General features: G+C 62.2%; 12 protein-coding genes. 3 read left to right on the forward strand and 9 right to left on the reverse strand.

All coding sequences use genetic code 11. The annotated features are described in order from the left end of the window. Nucleotide 1 precedes the first annotated feature (1 nt). The 8 genes from MU551_RS13230 to MU551_RS13265 all read right to left on the reverse strand — a co-directional run bounded on the left by MU551_RS13230 (nucleotide 2) and on the right by MU551_RS13265 (nucleotide 9,859). Complete coding sequence (locus tag MU551_RS13230; protein ID WP_247045270.1) at nucleotides 2-1,015, reverse strand: gluconeogenesis factor YvcK family protein; 1,014 nt, start codon at nucleotides 1,013-1,015, stop codon at nucleotides 2-4. Further along, the gene (gene rapZ, locus MU551_RS13235) at nucleotides 1,015-1,938 is read right to left on the reverse strand and encodes an RNase adapter RapZ (protein ID WP_247045272.1); all 924 of its coding nucleotides are present in this window, start codon (nucleotides 1,936-1,938) and stop codon (nucleotides 1,015-1,017) included. The genes MU551_RS13230 and rapZ overlap by 1 nt, the downstream gene beginning before the upstream one ends. Nucleotides 1,939-2,027: 89 nt before the next feature. Further along, nucleotides 2,028-4,037 (reverse strand): excinuclease ABC subunit UvrC, encoded by a 2,010-nt coding sequence (uvrC, locus tag MU551_RS13240; RefSeq protein ID WP_247045274.1) that lies wholly within the window; start codon nucleotides 4,035-4,037, stop codon nucleotides 2,028-2,030. Nucleotides 4,038-4,143: 106 nt separating this feature from the next. Further along, nucleotides 4,144-4,812 carry a lysophospholipid acyltransferase family protein gene (locus tag MU551_RS13245; protein WP_247045276.1) on the reverse strand — a complete coding sequence of 223 codons (669 nt, stop codon included), beginning with the start codon at nucleotides 4,810-4,812 and terminating at the stop codon, nucleotides 4,144-4,146. Continuing rightward, the gene (locus tag MU551_RS13250; RefSeq protein WP_247045278.1) at nucleotides 4,799-5,515 is read right to left on the reverse strand and encodes an HAD hydrolase-like protein; all 717 of its coding nucleotides are present in this window, start codon (nucleotides 5,513-5,515) and stop codon (nucleotides 4,799-4,801) included. Before MU551_RS13250 ends, MU551_RS13245 begins: the two co-directional genes overlap by 14 nt. A gap of 110 nt (nucleotides 5,516-5,625) precedes the next feature. Next, the gene (gene uvrA, locus MU551_RS13255; RefSeq protein WP_247045280.1) at nucleotides 5,626-8,553 is read right to left on the reverse strand and encodes an excinuclease ABC subunit UvrA; all 2,928 of its coding nucleotides are present in this window, start codon (nucleotides 8,551-8,553) and stop codon (nucleotides 5,626-5,628) included. Between the two features lie 46 nt (nucleotides 8,554-8,599). Then, on the reverse strand, nucleotides 8,600-8,980 hold the full coding sequence (locus tag MU551_RS13260) for a GntR family transcriptional regulator (RefSeq protein ID WP_247045282.1): 381 nt from the start codon (nucleotides 8,978-8,980) through the stop codon (nucleotides 8,600-8,602). 102 nt (nucleotides 8,981-9,082) lie between these two features. Then, on the reverse strand, nucleotides 9,083-9,859 hold the full coding sequence (locus MU551_RS13265) for a trans-aconitate 2-methyltransferase (protein WP_247045284.1): 777 nt from the start codon (nucleotides 9,857-9,859) through the stop codon (nucleotides 9,083-9,085). A gap of 65 nt (nucleotides 9,860-9,924) precedes the next feature. Here MU551_RS13265 and MU551_RS13270 point away from each other — a divergent pair, with 65 nt between their 5' ends. The 3 genes from MU551_RS13270 to MU551_RS13280 are packed head-to-tail and all read left to right on the forward strand — an operon-like array spanning nucleotide 9,925 to nucleotide 14,338. After that, nucleotides 9,925-12,471, forward strand: coding sequence for a DEAD/DEAH box helicase (locus MU551_RS13270; protein WP_247045286.1), 2,547 nt, complete (start codon nucleotides 9,925-9,927; stop codon nucleotides 12,469-12,471). A gap of 21 nt (nucleotides 12,472-12,492) precedes the next feature. Next, the gene (locus MU551_RS13275; RefSeq protein WP_247045288.1) at nucleotides 12,493-12,990 is read left to right on the forward strand and encodes a GNAT family N-acetyltransferase; all 498 of its coding nucleotides are present in this window, start codon (nucleotides 12,493-12,495) and stop codon (nucleotides 12,988-12,990) included. A gap of 52 nt (nucleotides 12,991-13,042) precedes the next feature. Continuing rightward, nucleotides 13,043-14,338, forward strand: a complete 1,296-nt coding sequence (locus MU551_RS13280; protein ID WP_247045573.1) for an alpha/beta fold hydrolase — start codon at nucleotides 13,043-13,045, stop codon at nucleotides 14,336-14,338. Between the two features lie 58 nt (nucleotides 14,339-14,396). Here the strand turns inward: MU551_RS13280 and MU551_RS13285 are convergent, their stop codons facing one another. Then, nucleotides 14,397-15,782 carry an MFS transporter gene (locus MU551_RS13285; RefSeq protein WP_247045290.1) on the reverse strand — a complete coding sequence of 462 codons (1,386 nt, stop codon included), beginning with the start codon at nucleotides 15,780-15,782 and terminating at the stop codon, nucleotides 14,397-14,399. Between the last annotated feature and the right edge of the window lie 73 nt (nucleotides 15,783-15,855).

Consider the following 15,855-nt stretch of genomic DNA (forward strand, 5'->3'; position numbering starts at 1 on the left):
CCTAACTGTTCCCGAAAATATCGTTGTACGCCGTTGCCAATCGAAGCGGGTCATGGATCGGACGGCGGCTCGACGCCCCTACTTTACCCAAGACCACCTCGGCCCCCAGCATCCCGGCCGCTTCCTCGAAATCCTTGACATCCGGCACTGATGCGGGGTCAGCAAGCACAACATCAACTGTGAACTCCGGAGCATAGGTGCGCAGGACCTTGAGATGGTCAGCAGCAGACATTCCCGACGTTTCCTTCGTGTCCGTCGCCAGGTTCATCGTCAGGCACCGCTTTGCCGGTGTATCGCACAAAGCCTGGCGCATTTCGGGCAACAAGAGGTGGGGAAGGACGGAGGTGTACCAGGATCCGGGCCCGAGGACCACCCAATCAGCAAGTTCAATCGCCATCAGTGCCTCGGTGCAGGCGGGTGCGCCTTCGGGCAGCAGACGGACCCGGTCCAGTGAACCGGCGACGGCACAATTGGCCTGACCGTGGACGGTGTGCACGACGGTGGTGCCGTCCGGAGCCTGAACCCGGACATCGCCTTCGATGGTCAGGGGCACACTTGACATGGGGAGGACCTGCCCCCGGGCCCCGAGCAAGGCGCCTGCCCACTTAAGCCCGGCGACGGTGTCCCCCAGGAGTTCCCACAGGGTCACGATGAGCAGATTTCCCATGGCGTGGCTGTCGAGCGAACCGCCTGTGCCGTTGACGGGGCTGAAGCGGTGCTGCATGACGTCGCGCCATGTACGGCCCCAGTCGGTATCATCACACAGGGCGGAGAGCGCCATGCGGAGGTCCCCCGGGGGGAGTACACCGTACTCCTCGCGGAGCCGCCCCGAGGATCCGCCGTCGTCAGCAACGGTTACAACGGCCGTGAGCTCGGAGGTCAGGAGCCGGAGTGCGGACAGCGACGCGGACAGTCCGTGGCCGCCGCCCAGCGCGACCACCGTGGGGCCCTTTTGCTGGGCTCCCGTGCCGCCGGCTGGCGGCACCAAAGGCAAGGGACCGGTAAGCAGACCCATTATTCGCGGCCCAGGTCCCGGTGCGTCGTCGTCACGGTCACCCTGGGATACTGGGCAAGCTTTTTGGAAAGTTCGACGGCGACCGCCACCGAGCGGTGTTTGCCTCCAGTGCAGCCGACGGCAATGGTGGCATAGTGCTTGTTCTCCCTCCGATAGCCGTCCAGGACCGGTTCCAAGGCCAGAACGTAGCGATCCACAAAGTTTTTCACGCCATCGGCCTCCAGGACGTAGTCGCTCACGTCTTCGTCCAGTCCGGTGTGGGGCCGTAGATTCGGCACCCAATGGGGGTTGGGAATGAAGCGGGCGTCGGCGACGAAGTTGGCATCGACAGGGAGGCCGTACTTGAACCCGAAGCTCATAACGTTGAGGCGAAGGGCCACCGGACCAGTTTCGCTGAACAGCTCCGTGATGGCAGTGGCGAGCCCGTGGACGTTGAATTCGGAGGTGTCCAGGACGACGTCGGAGGAGTCCCGCAGTTCCTGCAGAATCTCCCGCTCAGCGGCGATGCCGTCAAGGATCCTGCCTCCGCCCTGGAGCGGGTGGGGCCGCCGTCCCTGTTCAAAACGCCTGACCAGCACGTTGTCATTGGCATCGAGGAACAACACCCGGAACGTGACGCCGCTCGCCTCCAGCGCCCCAAGGGCGCTGCGGATGTTCGCGAAAAGGGCCTTGCTGCGGACGTCCATGACCACAGCGAGCTTGGGGATGGACTGGGGTGCATGCGACACGAGCTCAGCCAGGGTTCCGAGCATCTGCGGAGGCAAGTTCTCCACCACATACCAGCCATGGTCCTCCAGGGCGTCAGCGGCGGTACTCCTGCCCGCACCCGACATGCCGGTGACCACCAGCAATTCCGCTTCCACAGGCTTGACCGGCGAGGATCCGTCCTGTTCAGCTTCGGATCCTGTCGTCGACTTTGCCATCAGTTCAGCCCCATTTCTGCTGCGCGGGTGAAGCGCAGCTGCACGTATGTTTGTCCCGTCCTTACCCTAGCCAAGATTCCGTGGCCGGGCTAAGTTTCGAGGATTTCCCCGGTGGTCATGTTCACTGCAGGCGCGACGGCGTCCCCGGCCCCGTCCGCTCCGGTAAAGTGCGTCACTATTGCCTCCGCCAACGACGGACCGATCCCCTTGGCAGCTGTCAGTTCCGTCGCCGTAGCCGCCTTGATCTTTTTGACGGAACCAAACTCGGCCAGGAGTGCCTTTCGCTTGGACTCCCCCAAGCCGGGAACACTGTCCAGTGCGGAGAGTGTCATGGCCTTGCCACGCTTCTGCCGATGGAAGGAAATTGCGAACCGGTGTGCCTCGTCGCGGATGCGCTGAAGCAGGTAGAGGCCTTCCGACGTGCGGGGAAGAATCACGGGGAAATCGCTGTCCGGGAGCCAGACTTCTTCCAGCCGTTTCGCCAGTCCGACGACGTAGACGTCATCGATGCCAAGGTCGGATAAGGCGCGCGCTGCGGCATTCACTTGAGGCTTTCCGCCGTCTACCACCACCAGGTTGGGAGGGTAGGCGAATTTGGCCCGCGGCACCGGTGTGGTGGTGTCGAGCACTGCTGCTTCAGCCATCGCATTGACGGCGGCCTGGTGTCCGGGTAGCTCAGCAGCTTCCACCTGGGCCGTTTTGTCCTGGAGGTAATGCCGGAACCTGCGGGTCAGGACGTCATGCATCGCCGCGGTATCGTCAGCAGCTGCCGGCCCGGTAACAGCGAACTTGCGGTAGTCGGATTTTTTTGGCAGTCCGTCCTCCACCACCACCATCGAGGCCACAACATTGGTTCCCTGGACGTGGGAAACGTCAAAACACTCGATGCGGAGCAGGGCAACTGGCAAATCCAGGGCTTCCTGCAGTTCCTGCAACGCCAGGGAACGGTTGGTGAGGTCCCCGGCACGGCGGGACTTATGCAGCTTGAGCGCCTGCTCTGCGTTCTCCCTGACGGTTGACATCAGGGCGGCCTTGTCGCCGCGCTGGGGAACCCGGATATCGACTCTGGCCCCGCGAAGTCCGCCCAGCCACAAAGCCAGATCCTCGCTGTTGCTTGGCGCTTCGGGTACGAGCACCTCCCGGGGGATCCGCCCCTCGCTTTCGCCGTCTTCGCCGTAGACCTGTTGGAGCAGATGCTCTACCAGGTCAGGAGTCGTGGAATCCTCGACCTTGTCCACCACCCAGCCACGCTGGCCACGAACACGTCCTCCGCGGATGTGGAACACCTGGACGGCGGCCTCGAGTTCGTCTTCATGGAGTGCAAAAATGTCGGCATTGGTGTCCTCCGCAAGGACAACGGCGTTCCGCTCGAAGACCTTCCTCAGGGCGATGATGTCATCGCGCAGCCGGGCCGCACGCTCGTAATCCAGCTCTGCAACTGCCGCAGCCATGTCCTTTTCAAGCCGTGAAATGAACTTCTTGGCTTCGCCGCCCATAAAGGCGCAGAAATCCTCCGCCAGCGCCCGGTGTTCCTCCGGAGTAACCCGGCCTACGCAGGGCGCCGCGCATTTATCGATGTAGCCAAGCAGGCAAGGGCGCCCGCTGGCCTGGGCACGTTTCAGGACGCCTGCGCTGCAGCTGCGCACCGGAAAGACCCGCAGCAGCGTGTCCATGGTTTCGCGAATGGCTCCGGCGGTGTAGGGCCCGAAATAGCGGGTCCCTTTTCGCCTCTCGCCCCTCAGGACCTGAACGCGCGGATACTTTTCCCCCATGGTGACGGCGAGGTAGGGATACGTTTTGTCGTCCCGGAGGACCACGTTGAACCGGGGCTTGAACTCTTTGATCCAGGTGTATTCAAGCTGCAGGGACTCCAGTTCGCTGCCTACCACTGTCCATTCGACGCTGCTCGCCGCAAACACCATGGCATGGGTCTTTGGAAGCAGGCCACCGGGATTCGCGAAGTACGAATTCAACCGTGCACGCAGATTCTTGGCCTTGCCGACGTAGATGATCCGCCCATTGGGGTCCCGGAACCGGTAAACGCCGGGATTGGTCGGAATTTCGCCCGTCTGTGGACGGTAACTTGCTGGATCTGCCACTAAACCAGTCTACTGAGACGCCGCGACAACGAAGTCAACCGCACGTCCGCCAGAGGCTGCTACGCCAACGGCTTAAGGGTTGGAGGGCCCCGTCGGGTCCGTCCGCTCAGTCGGTGATCTTGCTTTGGTTGTAGCCGGAGGCCCGCTCCTGGCCGCTCAGTGCGGCGATGGCGTCCATGATGGTATCGGTGACTTGCCGCCGGGCCGGAAGTGAGTGGTCCGGACCTGTCTTTTCGAAGTACAGGGGTTCCCCCACCTTCATGGTGAAGTGCTGGGGTTTGACCGCGTTGCGGCCGGCAGGTTGAAGGTGTTGGGTTCCGATCAGCCCTACCGGAATAACGGGAGCGCCCGTGGTCAAAGCCAACCAGCCCACTCCCGTGCGTCCCCGGTACAGAATGCCGTCGCGGGAGCGTGTTCCCTCCGGGTAGATTCCGATTCCTTTTCCGGATTCGAGGATGTCCAACAGCGTCTTCAGCGCCTGGACACTCGCGGCCTGTTCCCCACGCTCCACCGGGATGGAGCCGACGGCTTCAAAGAAAGACTTCATGACCCGGCCCTTGACGCCGCCGGTTGTAAAGTATTCTGCCTTCGCAAAAAAGGCCACAGGGCGGGGCATCAACGCCTGGACAATGACACTGTCCAGGAAGGATAAGTGATTGGGTGCCACAATAAACGGGCCGTCAGCCGGAACGTTTTCCAGCCCGATAACTGTGGGACGGCACGACCCTGAAATGAGGCCTCGGGTGGTCCACCGGATTGCATCAAACAATGCCATCGTTGTGCACCTCATTCAGAATGGCTGTCCGGACTTCGTCCAGTCTGTGGATGGTGGCGGCAAGCGCAGCCGAGTCGTCGACGATGACCATTGCGCCTGCCTCCTGCAGTTCGCCATCCAGGGCGAACCCCCATCCAACGCCGATGCAGTCCAGTCCGTTGGCCAGGGCGCCTGCCACGTCCTGGGCGCGGTCACCGACCATTACTGCTGATTGCGTTCCGAGGTCCGCCAGTGCGGCGGCGACAATTGCGTTCTTTCCCCGTGGACCCGAGTGTTCAAGGGTTTCGTCTGCGGCCGAACCCCTCGTGGATTTGAAGAATTCAGCGATGCCGTGATGCTCGAGCACTATCCGCGCCAGTCCCTCTGGCTTTTGGGTGGCAACAGCAATGGGCCTGCCTGCTGAAGCATAAGCTTCGACCAAGTCGCCGATGCCCGGATACAGCCGGCCTTGCGCAATGCCACGGTCCAGGTAATACGCCCGATACAGCCTGATGGCTTCCGGGAGCAGCCCTTCGGGAACCCCGGCTACGTTCAACAGAGAATCACTCAGCTTCGGACCGATCATCGCTTTGAGCTGGTCCGGTTCCGGAACCTCAAGGTTAAGCTCGGTCAAAGCGGCGGCGATGCCGTCGGTGATACCACCGGCAGGATCGACAAGAGTGCCGTCCAGGTCGAAGATTACAGGCACTGTTGAATGGGTCACCGGCTTAGTTTCTCACGACTCCGCACGAGCCTGAAACTCGCATTCCACGTACGGAATATATCTCAGCTCTGCCCCATGCCGAAGAGCCGCTGGCTGAGCACCCCGGGGCGTTACCCGAGTATCTCGGCCAGGAAGGTGGCGGTGTAACTGTCCTTCGACCGTGCAACCTGCTCCGGAGTGCCCGTGGCGATGACCTGCCCGCCGCCGGAACCGCCGTCGGGGCCAAGGTCCACAATCCAGTCGGCACTCTTGATGACATCGAGGTTGTGCTCGATGGTAATCACCGTGTTGCCTTTATCCACGAGGCCCTGGAGCACCAGGAGGAGCTTACGGATGTCCTCGAAGTGGAGTCCGGTGGTGGGCTCATCAAGGACATAGACACTGCGGCCGTTTGACCTTTTCTGGAGCTCTGCGGCCAGCTTGACACGCTGGGCCTCGCCGCCGGACAGCGTGGTTGCCGGCTGCCCCAGGCGGACATAGCCGAGGCCGACGTCCACCAGGGTGTTCAGATGCCTGGCAATAGGCGAGAAGGCTGCAAAGAACTCAGCGCCCTCTTCGATGGACATGTTCAGTACGTCCGCGATGGTCTTGCCCTTGTAGTGGACTTCCAGCGTTTCCCGGTTGTAGCGGGCTCCGTGGCAAACTTCGCAGGGCACGTAGACGTCCGGGAGGAAGTTCATCTCGATCTTGAGCGTTCCATCGCCGGAGCACGCCTCGCAGCGTCCGCCTTTGACGTTGAAGGAGAACCGGCCGGGCATGTAACCCCGGACCTTGGCTTCCGTGGTCTCGGCGAACAGCTTGCGGATGTTGTCGAACACTCCCGTGTATGTCGCGGGGTTGGAACGCGGTGTGCGGCCGATGGGGCTTTGGTCCACGTGCACAACTTTGTCGAGGTGCTCAAGGCCCTGGACGCTCTTGTGCCTGCCGGCGACCTGCTTGGCGCCATTGAGTTTATTGGCCAGCACCTTGTAGAGGATTTCGTTAACCAGGGTGGACTTTCCTGAGCCGCTGACTCCGGTGACCGCAGTCATCAGTCCGAGAGGGAACGCTGCATCAACGTTCACCAGGTTGTTTTCCTTGGCCCCGATGACCTTCAGTTCCCGCTTCTTGTCGTATTTCCGGCGTTTCTTCGGAATGTCGATGGATTTGCGTCCGGAGAGGTAGTCACCGGTCAGCGACTTCCTGTTTTCCAGCAGGGCAGTGTATGAACCGGAGTGAACCACCTGGCCGCCGTGTTCGCCGGCGCCTGGCCCGATGTCCACTATCCAGTCCGCTTCCTGAATGGTGTCCTCATCATGCTCAACGACGATCAGGGTGTTTCCAAGATCGCGGAGCCTGGTGAGGGTCTCGATGAGCCTGCGGTTGTCCCGCTGGTGGAGCCCGATGGAGGGCTCATCAAGGACGTAAAGTACCCCCACAAGGCCCGAGCCGATCTGAGTGGCGAGACGGATACGCTGCGCCTCGCCGCCGGACAGGGTGGCAGAGGGCCGTTCAAGGTTGAGGTATTCGAGGCCGACGTCGAGAAGGAATGTCAGCCGGGCCTGGATTTCCTTCAGCACCTGATGGGCGATTTGGGCTTCACGGCCGGTGAGAACCAGGTTGTTGAGAAAGTGTGCACATTCCCGCATAGGCAGGGCTGCGACGTCAGCAATGGACTTGCCATTAATGAGCACGGACAGCGATGCAGGGTTGAGGCGTGCGCCGTTGCAGGCAGGGCAAGGGATCTGCCGCATGTACTCTTCGTAGCGGTCACGGGCCCAGTCGGAGTCCGTCTCGCCATGCTTGCGGTGCACGTACTGGATGGCTCCCTCAAAACCTGTGCTGTATTTCCGTTCGCGGCCAAAGCGGTTGCGGTACTGCACGACGACGTTGTGGTCCTTGCCGTGCAGGACGGTTTGCCGTACCTCGGAGGAGAGATCTTCCCAGGCCGTGTCCATGGAGAAGCCCAGTTCGTGGGACAGGCCCTCAAGCAGCCGGTTCCAGTATTCCGTGGTGGCTGTACCGAGCGACCAGGGTGCGATGGCGCCCTGGGACAGTGACAGCTCGGAGTTCGGGACGATCAGGTCCTCATCGACTTCAAGCTTGGTCCCGATGCCGCTGCACGCAGAACAGGCCCCGAAGGGGTTGTTGAAGGAGAACGACCGTGGCTCGATTTCGTCGATGGCCAACGGGTGTTCGTTCGGGCAGGCTAGGTGCTCGGAAAAGGCCCGAAGCCGGCCGTCATCCTTTGGATCAAGGTCCACAAATTCGGCCAGGACCCTGCCTTCAGCGAGCCCCAGGGCCGTTTCGATGGAATCAGTGAGGCGCTGGCTGATGCCTTCCTTGACCACGAGCCGGTCAACGACGACTTCGATGGTGTGCTTGAACTGCTTCCCGAGCTTTGGCGGATCACTCAGCTGCACGAGCTCGCCATCAACACGTGCGCGTGAATAGCCTTTCGCTGTGAGCTCTTTGAAGAGTTCAACGAACTCGCCTTTGCGACCACGGACTACCGGAGCCAACACCTGGAACCGCGTGCCCTCCCCCAGTTCGAGCAACTGGTCCACGATCTGCTGGGGAGTCTGCTTTGTAACAGGCTCGCCGCAGGTGGGGCAATACGGACGGCCCACCCTGGCCCACAACAAGCGCATGTAGTCGTAGATTTCTGTAATGGTGCCCACCGTTGACCGGGGGTTTTTGCTCGTTGACTTCTGATCGATGGAGACGGCGGGAGACAGGCCCTCAATGAAGTCAACATCCGGCTTGTCTACCTGGCCCAGGAACTGGCGGGCGTACGCGGAGAGCGACTCGACATACCGCCGCTGCCCTTCGGCGAAAATGGTGTCAAAGGCCAGCGAGGATTTTCCCGAGCCCGAGAGGCCGGTGAAAACGATCATCGCGTCCCTGGGCAGATCCAGGTCCACGTTCTGCAGATTGTGTTCCCGGGCGCCCTTGACTATGAGGCGCGACAGGTCCGGACGGAGCGGCGTGGCATGGGTGAGCGGCGCGACGGCAGAGTGGACATCAACGGCTGGATCTTCAGCTACGGCTTTAGGCACCCACTAATGCTAATCGAAAACTTCTTCGAATTTCCATGACCTGTCATTATTCCGCATCGTAGGCTGCAGCCAGCAACTGCACGGCGGCAGCAAAGCTCGCCCCCTGGGCTTTTGCCCTTGACGCATACTCGGCGGCAGCCTCGGACAGGGAGCTCCAGGCGTCATCGCGTGCACACACCACTGTGCCGTTCCTGCCGCGCGTCGCCACCACACCTGCGGCCTCAAGTTCCTTGTACGCCCTTGCCACGGTATGCGGCGCGACTCCCAGCTCCGCGGCAAGGTTCCGCACCGCCGGAAGTTTCGTTCCGGGCGCGAGCTTCCCTGCATCGGCCCGCTCAATGACGTTCAGCCGTAGTTGCTCGAAGAGCGGCACCGAGCTGCTGTGGTTGGGTTTCCACGTTCCGGGGAACGCTTCGGCGGCAGTCACAGTGGTATCTCCATGATGAGAATTAGACCAGCGTCCTTCTGCCTGAACAAGCCGGTATCCCTGCCCTCTGAAGAGAAACGTCCGGCCCCCTGGCCAGGAAACTCAGGCGGGCTTGTGCGCAACCGCGAAGATCCTTCGGAACGGGAGCACCGTTCCGTGGCCGGTAATGGGATACGCCTTGTCAAGCAAAGCGGAGTATTCGGCCTCAAACTCCAGCGCCTCAGTGGGCGGCAGCGCCGCCAGCACGGGCCTGAGCCCGGTACCCCGAACCCATTCCAGGACGGCATTTTCCCCCTGAAGCACCTGGTAATAGGTGGTTTCCCAAGCGTCAGCCTCACAGCCGGCGTCGAGCATCACCTCGAGGTATTCATCCGGTTCTCCCACGGCGTCGTTGTGGCGCAGAATCCCCGAGAGCCTGTCAGCCCAGTCCGCCGATTCGGCAAGTTCGCGCATCAGGGTATGGGACGGGGCGTTGAAATTGCCCGGGACCTGCAGGGCAAACCACGCCCCGGGTTCAAGGGCATCCAGCCACTTCTTCAAAAGTCCCACGTGACCGGGCACCCACTGGAGAGCGGCATTGGTAACCACAACGTCCGTCCCGGAAGACGGCACCCATTCCGCGATCCCGCCCAGACTGAAGGTGAGGTTGGGCAGCACGGTGTCGGCTGTGGCATGGCGCAGCATTTCTACGGAGGAATCCAGCCCGATCACTTCCGCCTTGGGCCAGCGTTCAGCGAGGGTTGCCGTAAGGTTGCCCGGCCCGCACCCCAGATCCACCACCAGTCGAGGTTTCCCGGCCCGGATGCGTCCTACCAGATCAAAGAACGGCCTGTTGCGGTAGTCGCCGAATTGCACGTATCTCGCCGGATCCCACTTCATAAGTGCCTCGCTCCCCAATTGTTCCGTCCCAGCGAGCGTAGCAGCGGGCACTAAGCTGGAAGGCAATGAAACTCGTTGATCAGCTTCCCGTCCCCTCCGCACTTACTTCCACAGGAGCAGGTCCGGATGCAGACGTGCTGTACAGCCGCTTTGTGGACTGGACGGAAAGCCGCGGCCTGGCCCTCTATGAGGCCCAGGATGAAGCCATCATGGAGCTTGCGGCCGGCGCCAACGTCATCCTGGCCACGCCAACCGGATCCGGAAAATCCCTCGTTGCGATCGCCGCCCACTTCCAGTCCATGGCGCGGGGCGAACGGAGCTACTACACGGCACCGATCAAGGCCCTGGTTTCGGAAAAGTTCTTCGCACTCTGCGAGATTTTCGGGGCAGAGAATGTTGGCATGATCACCGGGGACTCGGGTGTGAACCAGGACGCCCCCATCATCTGCTGTACAGCAGAAATCCTCGCGAATATCGCCTTGCGGGAGGGTGCGTCAGCAGATCTGGGTGCCGTCATCATGGACGAGTTCCACTTTTACTCCGACCCTCAACGCGGGTGGGCGTGGCAGGTTCCGCTCCTGGAGCTGCCCCAGGCCCGGTTCCTGCTGATGTCTGCAACCCTGGGTGATGTCAGTCGCTTTGAGGACTGCCTGACGGAACTGACTGGGCGCCCGACGACGACCGTCAGTTCCGCTGAACGTCCCATTCCGCTGCACTACTACTACCAGCAGACCCCTGTTCACGAGACGCTGGAAGAGCTGCTTTCCACCAAGCAGGTGCCCGTCTACGTGGTCCATTTCAGCCAGTTGGAAGCGATTGACCGGGCGCAGAACCTCATGAGCATTAACGTCTGTACAAGGGACGAAAAGGACAAGATTGCCGAGCTGATCGCGAACTTCCGTTTTGCTGCAGGTTTCGGAAAAACGCTCAACCGCCTGGTGCGGCACGGGATCGGCGTACATCATGCCGGCATGCTTCCGAAGTACCGGCGCCTTGTTGAGCAGCTTGCGCAGGCCGGACTGTTGAAAGTCATCTGCGGCACCGACACCTTGGGAGTCGGAATCAACGTCCCCATCCGCACGGTGCTCCTGACCGCGCTCAGCAAGTACGACGGCGTCCGCACCCGCCTGCTCAACTCCCGCGAGTTCCATCAGATAGCGGGCAGGGCGGGCAGGGCAGGTTACGACACGGCCGGCACGGTAGTCGTCCAGGCACCCGAACATGTCACCGAGAACATCAAAGCCATGGCCAAGGCAACAGCGAAGTTCGGGGATGACCAGAAGAAGCTCCGGCAGGTTGTTAAACGGAAACCGCCGGAAGGATTCGTCTCCTGGGGTGAACCCACCTACAAGCGCCTTGTCGAATCTGTTCCTGATCCACTGACGTCAAGTTTCGCCGTGACCCATGCGATGCTGATGAACCTGATGGAACGGCCCGGCGATCCCTTCACAGCAACCCGGCGCCTCCTGACGGAAAATCACGAGCCGAGGTCGTCCCAGCTGCAGCTCATGAAGAAGGCCCTCGGTATTTACCGGGAGCTGCTGGCCGCGGGTGTGGTGGAACGCATCCCTGAACACGAACAGGGTCCGGACGGCAGGAGTGTCCGGCTCACAGTGCACCTGCAGGCCAACTTTGCCCTGAACCAGCCGCTCTCCCCGTTCGCCCTCGCAGCCCTTGAACTGCTTGACCCGGAGTCGCCGTCGTACGCCCTTGACGTGGTGTCCGTCATCGAAGCGACACTGGAGAAGCCCCGCCAGATCCTGTCCGCCCAGCAGAAGAAGGCACGCGGCGAAGCCGTGGCCGCCATGAAGGCTGACGGCATTGACTACGACCAGCGCATGGCCATGCTGGAGGACGTGAGCTACCCGCAGCCTCTTGCGGAGATCCTGGGCGAGGCCTTCGACGTTTATCGCAAGGCGGCACCGTGGGTTGGCGATTTCGAACTCGCACCCAAGTCGGTGGTGCGGGACATGTATGAACGCGCCATGAACTTCGGTGAATTCGTCCAGTTCTACGGGCTGGCCCGTTCCGAGGGCATTGTGCTCCGCTACCTCGCAGACGGTTACAAGGCGCTGCGCCAGACAGTGCCGCAGGATGCGTTGAGGGAGGACCTGGAGGATCTCATCGCCTGGCTCGGTGAGCTGGTCCGCCAGGTGGACTCCAGCCTGTTGGACGAATGGGAGGAGCTCACCTCCGGCGCCGCGCCCACTCCTCACGACGCTCCCCCGCCTCCGCCTCCGTCCTTGACCTCGAACATCCGGGCCTTCCGGGTTATGGTCCGGAACGAGATGTTCCGCCGGGTGGAGCTATTCGCGGATGAGGCCGCCAGCGCCCTTGGGGAGCTCGACGCCGGCACCGGCTGGGACGCCGAGCGTTGGGAGGATGTCCTGGACGACTACTTCGACGAACACGACGACATCGGAACCGGCCCGGACGCCCGCGGCCCTGGACTCCTCATCATCACCGAGGAACCGGGGGTCTGGAAGGTCAGGCAGATCTTTGACGATCCCGCCGGGAACCACGACTGGGGTATTTCGGCCGAAGTGGACCTCGCTGCTTCGGACGAAACGGGGACAGCTGTTGTCCGGGTGACGGACGTCAACAGGCTCTGATCGCCCTAGTATGCTCGGATAATGAGTGTAATCAGGCCCGCCACGGCAAGCGACGTTCCCGCCATCCTGCAAATGATCCACGACCTGGCCATTTATGAAAAAGAACCCGACGCCGTCCGGAACACTCCGGAGATGCTCACTGCGGCGCTCTTCTGCGAGCAGCCGAGCGTGTTCGCCACGATGGCTGAAAACGAGGCCGGCGATGTGCAGGGGTTCGCTGTCTGGTTCCTGAACTACTCCACGTGGGAGGGGGTCCACGGCATCTACCTTGAGGATCTGTACGTCACCCCGGACTCACGGGGCGAGGGTCACGGCAAGGCGCTGCTGCAGTACCTGGCTGATACCGCCGTCGAACGCGGCTACGCACGCGTGGAATGGAGCGTGCTCGACTGGAATGAGCCCTCCATCAACTTTTATCGGAAACTCGGGGCCGTGCCCATGGACGGATGGTCCACATTCCGGCTCACGGGCAGTGCTTTGGAAGCCTTTGCCCGGCAGGAAGCCAGGGTCGGTGGCTAAGCCCGCGCCCACTGTCCCGCACCTGATCAAGGCGCGGCACGAATTCCGTGGCATGCGGACCACCGAGCACTTTTTTGAGCTTCCGCTCGACCACTGTCGCAACGGCAATAACGGCGAAACGATTACCGTGTTTGCAAGGGAATATGTCTCGTCAGACCACAGTCCGGAAGCTGCCGCGGAGTTGCCCTGGCTGGTCTACTTCCAGGGCGGGCCGGGGGGCCGCGGCAACCGATTCACCTCGCTGGGCGGGTGGAGCAAAGCCGCAGCCAGGGACTTCCGCATCCTGATGCTGGATCAGAGGGGAACAGGGCTCTCCTCCCCGATTGACCGGAAAACTCTGCCGCTGCGCGGAAATGCCCAGGACCAGGCTGAGTACCTGACGCATTTCAGGGCGGATTCCATCGTGGCGGATGCCGAAGCAATCCGGCTTGCCCTCGGTTCAGGTCCCTGGACTGTTTATGGGCAGAGTTACGGCGGCTTCTGCGCGCTGACCTACCTCTCCCAGGCATCTGCCGGTCTGCGCGAGGTTCTCATCACTGGAGGGCTTCCGCCCTTGTCCGGCCCGGCTGAACGCGTCTACCGGGCAACGTTCCCGCGGGTAGCCGCCCGGAATGCCGAGTATTTCAACCGGTACCCCGAGGACCGTGAGGTGCTGCAACGTATCGCACGGCATCTGGCACGTGTGGATGAGAGGCTCCCGAGTGGGGAACGCCTCAGCGTGGAACGTCTCCAGATGGTGGGCTCCTTCCTTGGCGGCAATACCCGGATTGATGCGCTCCACCATCTTTTGGAAGATGCGTTTTCGCCCACGCCTGATGGCGACCGTTTGTCCGATACTTTTCTGGAGCAGGTGTATTCCCTGGTTTCGAGGGCTTCAGGGCCTCTGTACGCCCTGATGCATGAGTCGATTTATGGGCAGGGTGAGGCAACGGACTGGGCCGCCTGGCGCGTCCTTAAGGAATTTCCGGAGTTCCTGCCTGATGCCGAGCCTGTCCTCCTCACCGGGGAAATGGTGTATCCGTGGTATTTCGAGCAGGACCAGTCGTTGGTGCCGCTGCGTACTGTGGCGGAGCTCCTGGCCCGGAAAAGCGACTGGAAGCCGCTGTATGATCCCGTCCGTCTGGCGGCCAACGCCATACCTGTCGCTGCCGCCGTGTACACGGAGGACATCTATGTGGACAGGGAGCTTTCGTTGGAAACGGCGGCAGCGGTGCGTGGACTTCAGGTCTGGGAATCCCCGGATTTCCACCACGATGGCATTGCCGACGACGGCGAAGCGATCTTCGGCCGACTCCTCGGCATGGTCCGGTCTGTTCGGCCCGCCGCTTTGTCAGCCATCCGCACCTGATCCACCGGGAAGATTTCGGCCGGGCTGTTTCCGCCGGGTATATGGCAGGCTGGGATTCCTACCCTGAGGCGACCTTGCTGCCGCCCTGAATCCTTGTCCGCTCGGCGAGGATTCTGGCAACGGCGGCGGCAAGCACGGCCGCGGCCACCAGCCCACCAACCATGTTGAGTCCCTGATACCCCACCCAGCTCAGGACCAGGCCTGAGAAAGCTCCGCCCACGGCGCCGGCCATGCCCATGAGCATGTCGGACGTCCCTTGCACGACGATCCGCTCCCCCGGGCTGACACTCTCGGCCAGCAGGGTTGATCCTGCGATGCTTGCAGCGGACCAGCCGAGCCCCAGAAGGACCAATCCGATGGCGACTGACGTTGTGGAGGCATGCCCGAGCCCCGAAACCACTACGGCTGCCACAAGGGTCAGATAGCCCAAGGCGATGGTTTGGATCCGCCCGGCCTTATCGGTCAGCCACCCCATAACAGGCGACAGAGCAAACATGCCTGCGATGTGCAGGGAGATTGTGATGCCGATGATCACCAGGACATCCCCGCCGGCTGAATGATCCGTATGGGAGACGCCCGGTCCGGCCACCAGGTCCTGCAGGTGCAGGGGCGTCATGGACATCACCCCTACCATCACCGCATGAGCACCCACTACAGCGGCCAGGGCAAGGATTGCGGCCGGTGAGCTGCGCACCGCACGCAGCCCCCTGGCCAGTGAACCGCGCTTGGCAGTCCCCGGTGTCCGTTGCCCGGCGGAAGGCGGAGCGGCAGGCTGTGCAGTGCCCACCGTTTGGACAGTGTCGGCCTCGGCCAATTGCCGGGCAAGGAGCAGCGGGTCCGGACGGAGCCCCACCAGCAGCAGGATGGCGGCAAGAAGGAGCCCTGCGGCCGAAATAACAAATGGCCCCGCAATAGGCGGCAAACCCAGTGCCTGGCCGACAACTGCCCCTGGCTGGATCAGGTTGGGCCCGGCAACGGCCCCGATGGTTATGGCCCAGACAACGGCTGAGAGGGCCCGGCCGCGGTGTTCGGAGTCCGCAAGGTCGACGGCGGCGAATCTGGCCTGAAGGTTTGAGGCTGCGCCCACTCCCACGCCGGCAGCACCGAGGATCAGCAGCAGGAAAATCCCGGTCACCACGGAGAGCACCATCAGCAGGGTTCCTGCCAGGGCAGTGGCAAGCCCCGAGACGAGACCGATCCGCCGTCCCCGGTGGTCGGCGAGTGACGCCAGCGGTAAGGCCGCCAGCGCAGCGGCGAGGGTCATTACAGTTGCGACAGATCCTGCCCAGGCGTTTGACCCGGACAGGTCCACTGCAAGCAGGGAGCCTATAGACACCGTGGCTCCGGTGACAATTGCGCTAAGAAGTTGTGCCGATCCGAGGATCCAGACGGTGCGGCGCTGTACCTGTATGACGCTCGGTTCGGCCTTGGAGGAGGTAGCCATTCTCAGAGCATAGACCGCGGGGGTACAACCTGACAGGGCGCCCGGCGTGCAATCGGCACGCCCGTTGAAAACA

Origin of the sequence: Arthrobacter rhizosphaerae (assembly GCF_023062595.1) — a bacterium.
Classification (GTDB): Bacteria; Actinomycetota; Actinomycetes; order Actinomycetales; family Micrococcaceae; genus Arthrobacter; species Arthrobacter rhizosphaerae.

Excerpts from the sequence above, each read along its gene's own strand:
- MU551_RS13280 (WP_247045573.1), top strand. The coding sequence starts at position 13,043 with ATGCGGACCACCGAGCACTTTTTTGAGCTTCCGCTCGACCACTGTCGC.
- MU551_RS13230 (WP_247045270.1), bottom strand. The coding sequence starts at position 1,015 with ATGGGTCTGCTTACCGGTCCCTTGCCTTTGGTGCCGCCAGCCGGCGGC.
- MU551_RS13265 (WP_247045284.1), bottom strand. The coding sequence starts at position 9,859 with ATGAAGTGGGATCCGGCGAGATACGTGCAATTCGGCGACTACCGCAAC.
- MU551_RS13275 (WP_247045288.1), top strand. The coding sequence starts at position 12,493 with ATGAGTGTAATCAGGCCCGCCACGGCAAGCGACGTTCCCGCCATCCTG.
- MU551_RS13285 (WP_247045290.1), bottom strand. The coding sequence starts at position 15,782 with ATGGCTACCTCCTCCAAGGCCGAACCGAGCGTCATACAGGTACAGCGC.
- MU551_RS13245 (WP_247045276.1), bottom strand. The coding sequence starts at position 4,812 with ATGGCATTGTTTGATGCAATCCGGTGGACCACCCGAGGCCTCATTTCA.
- MU551_RS13270 (WP_247045286.1), top strand. The coding sequence starts at position 9,925 with ATGAAACTCGTTGATCAGCTTCCCGTCCCCTCCGCACTTACTTCCACA.
- rapZ (WP_247045272.1), bottom strand. The coding sequence starts at position 1,938 with ATGGCAAAGTCGACGACAGGATCCGAAGCTGAACAGGACGGATCCTCG.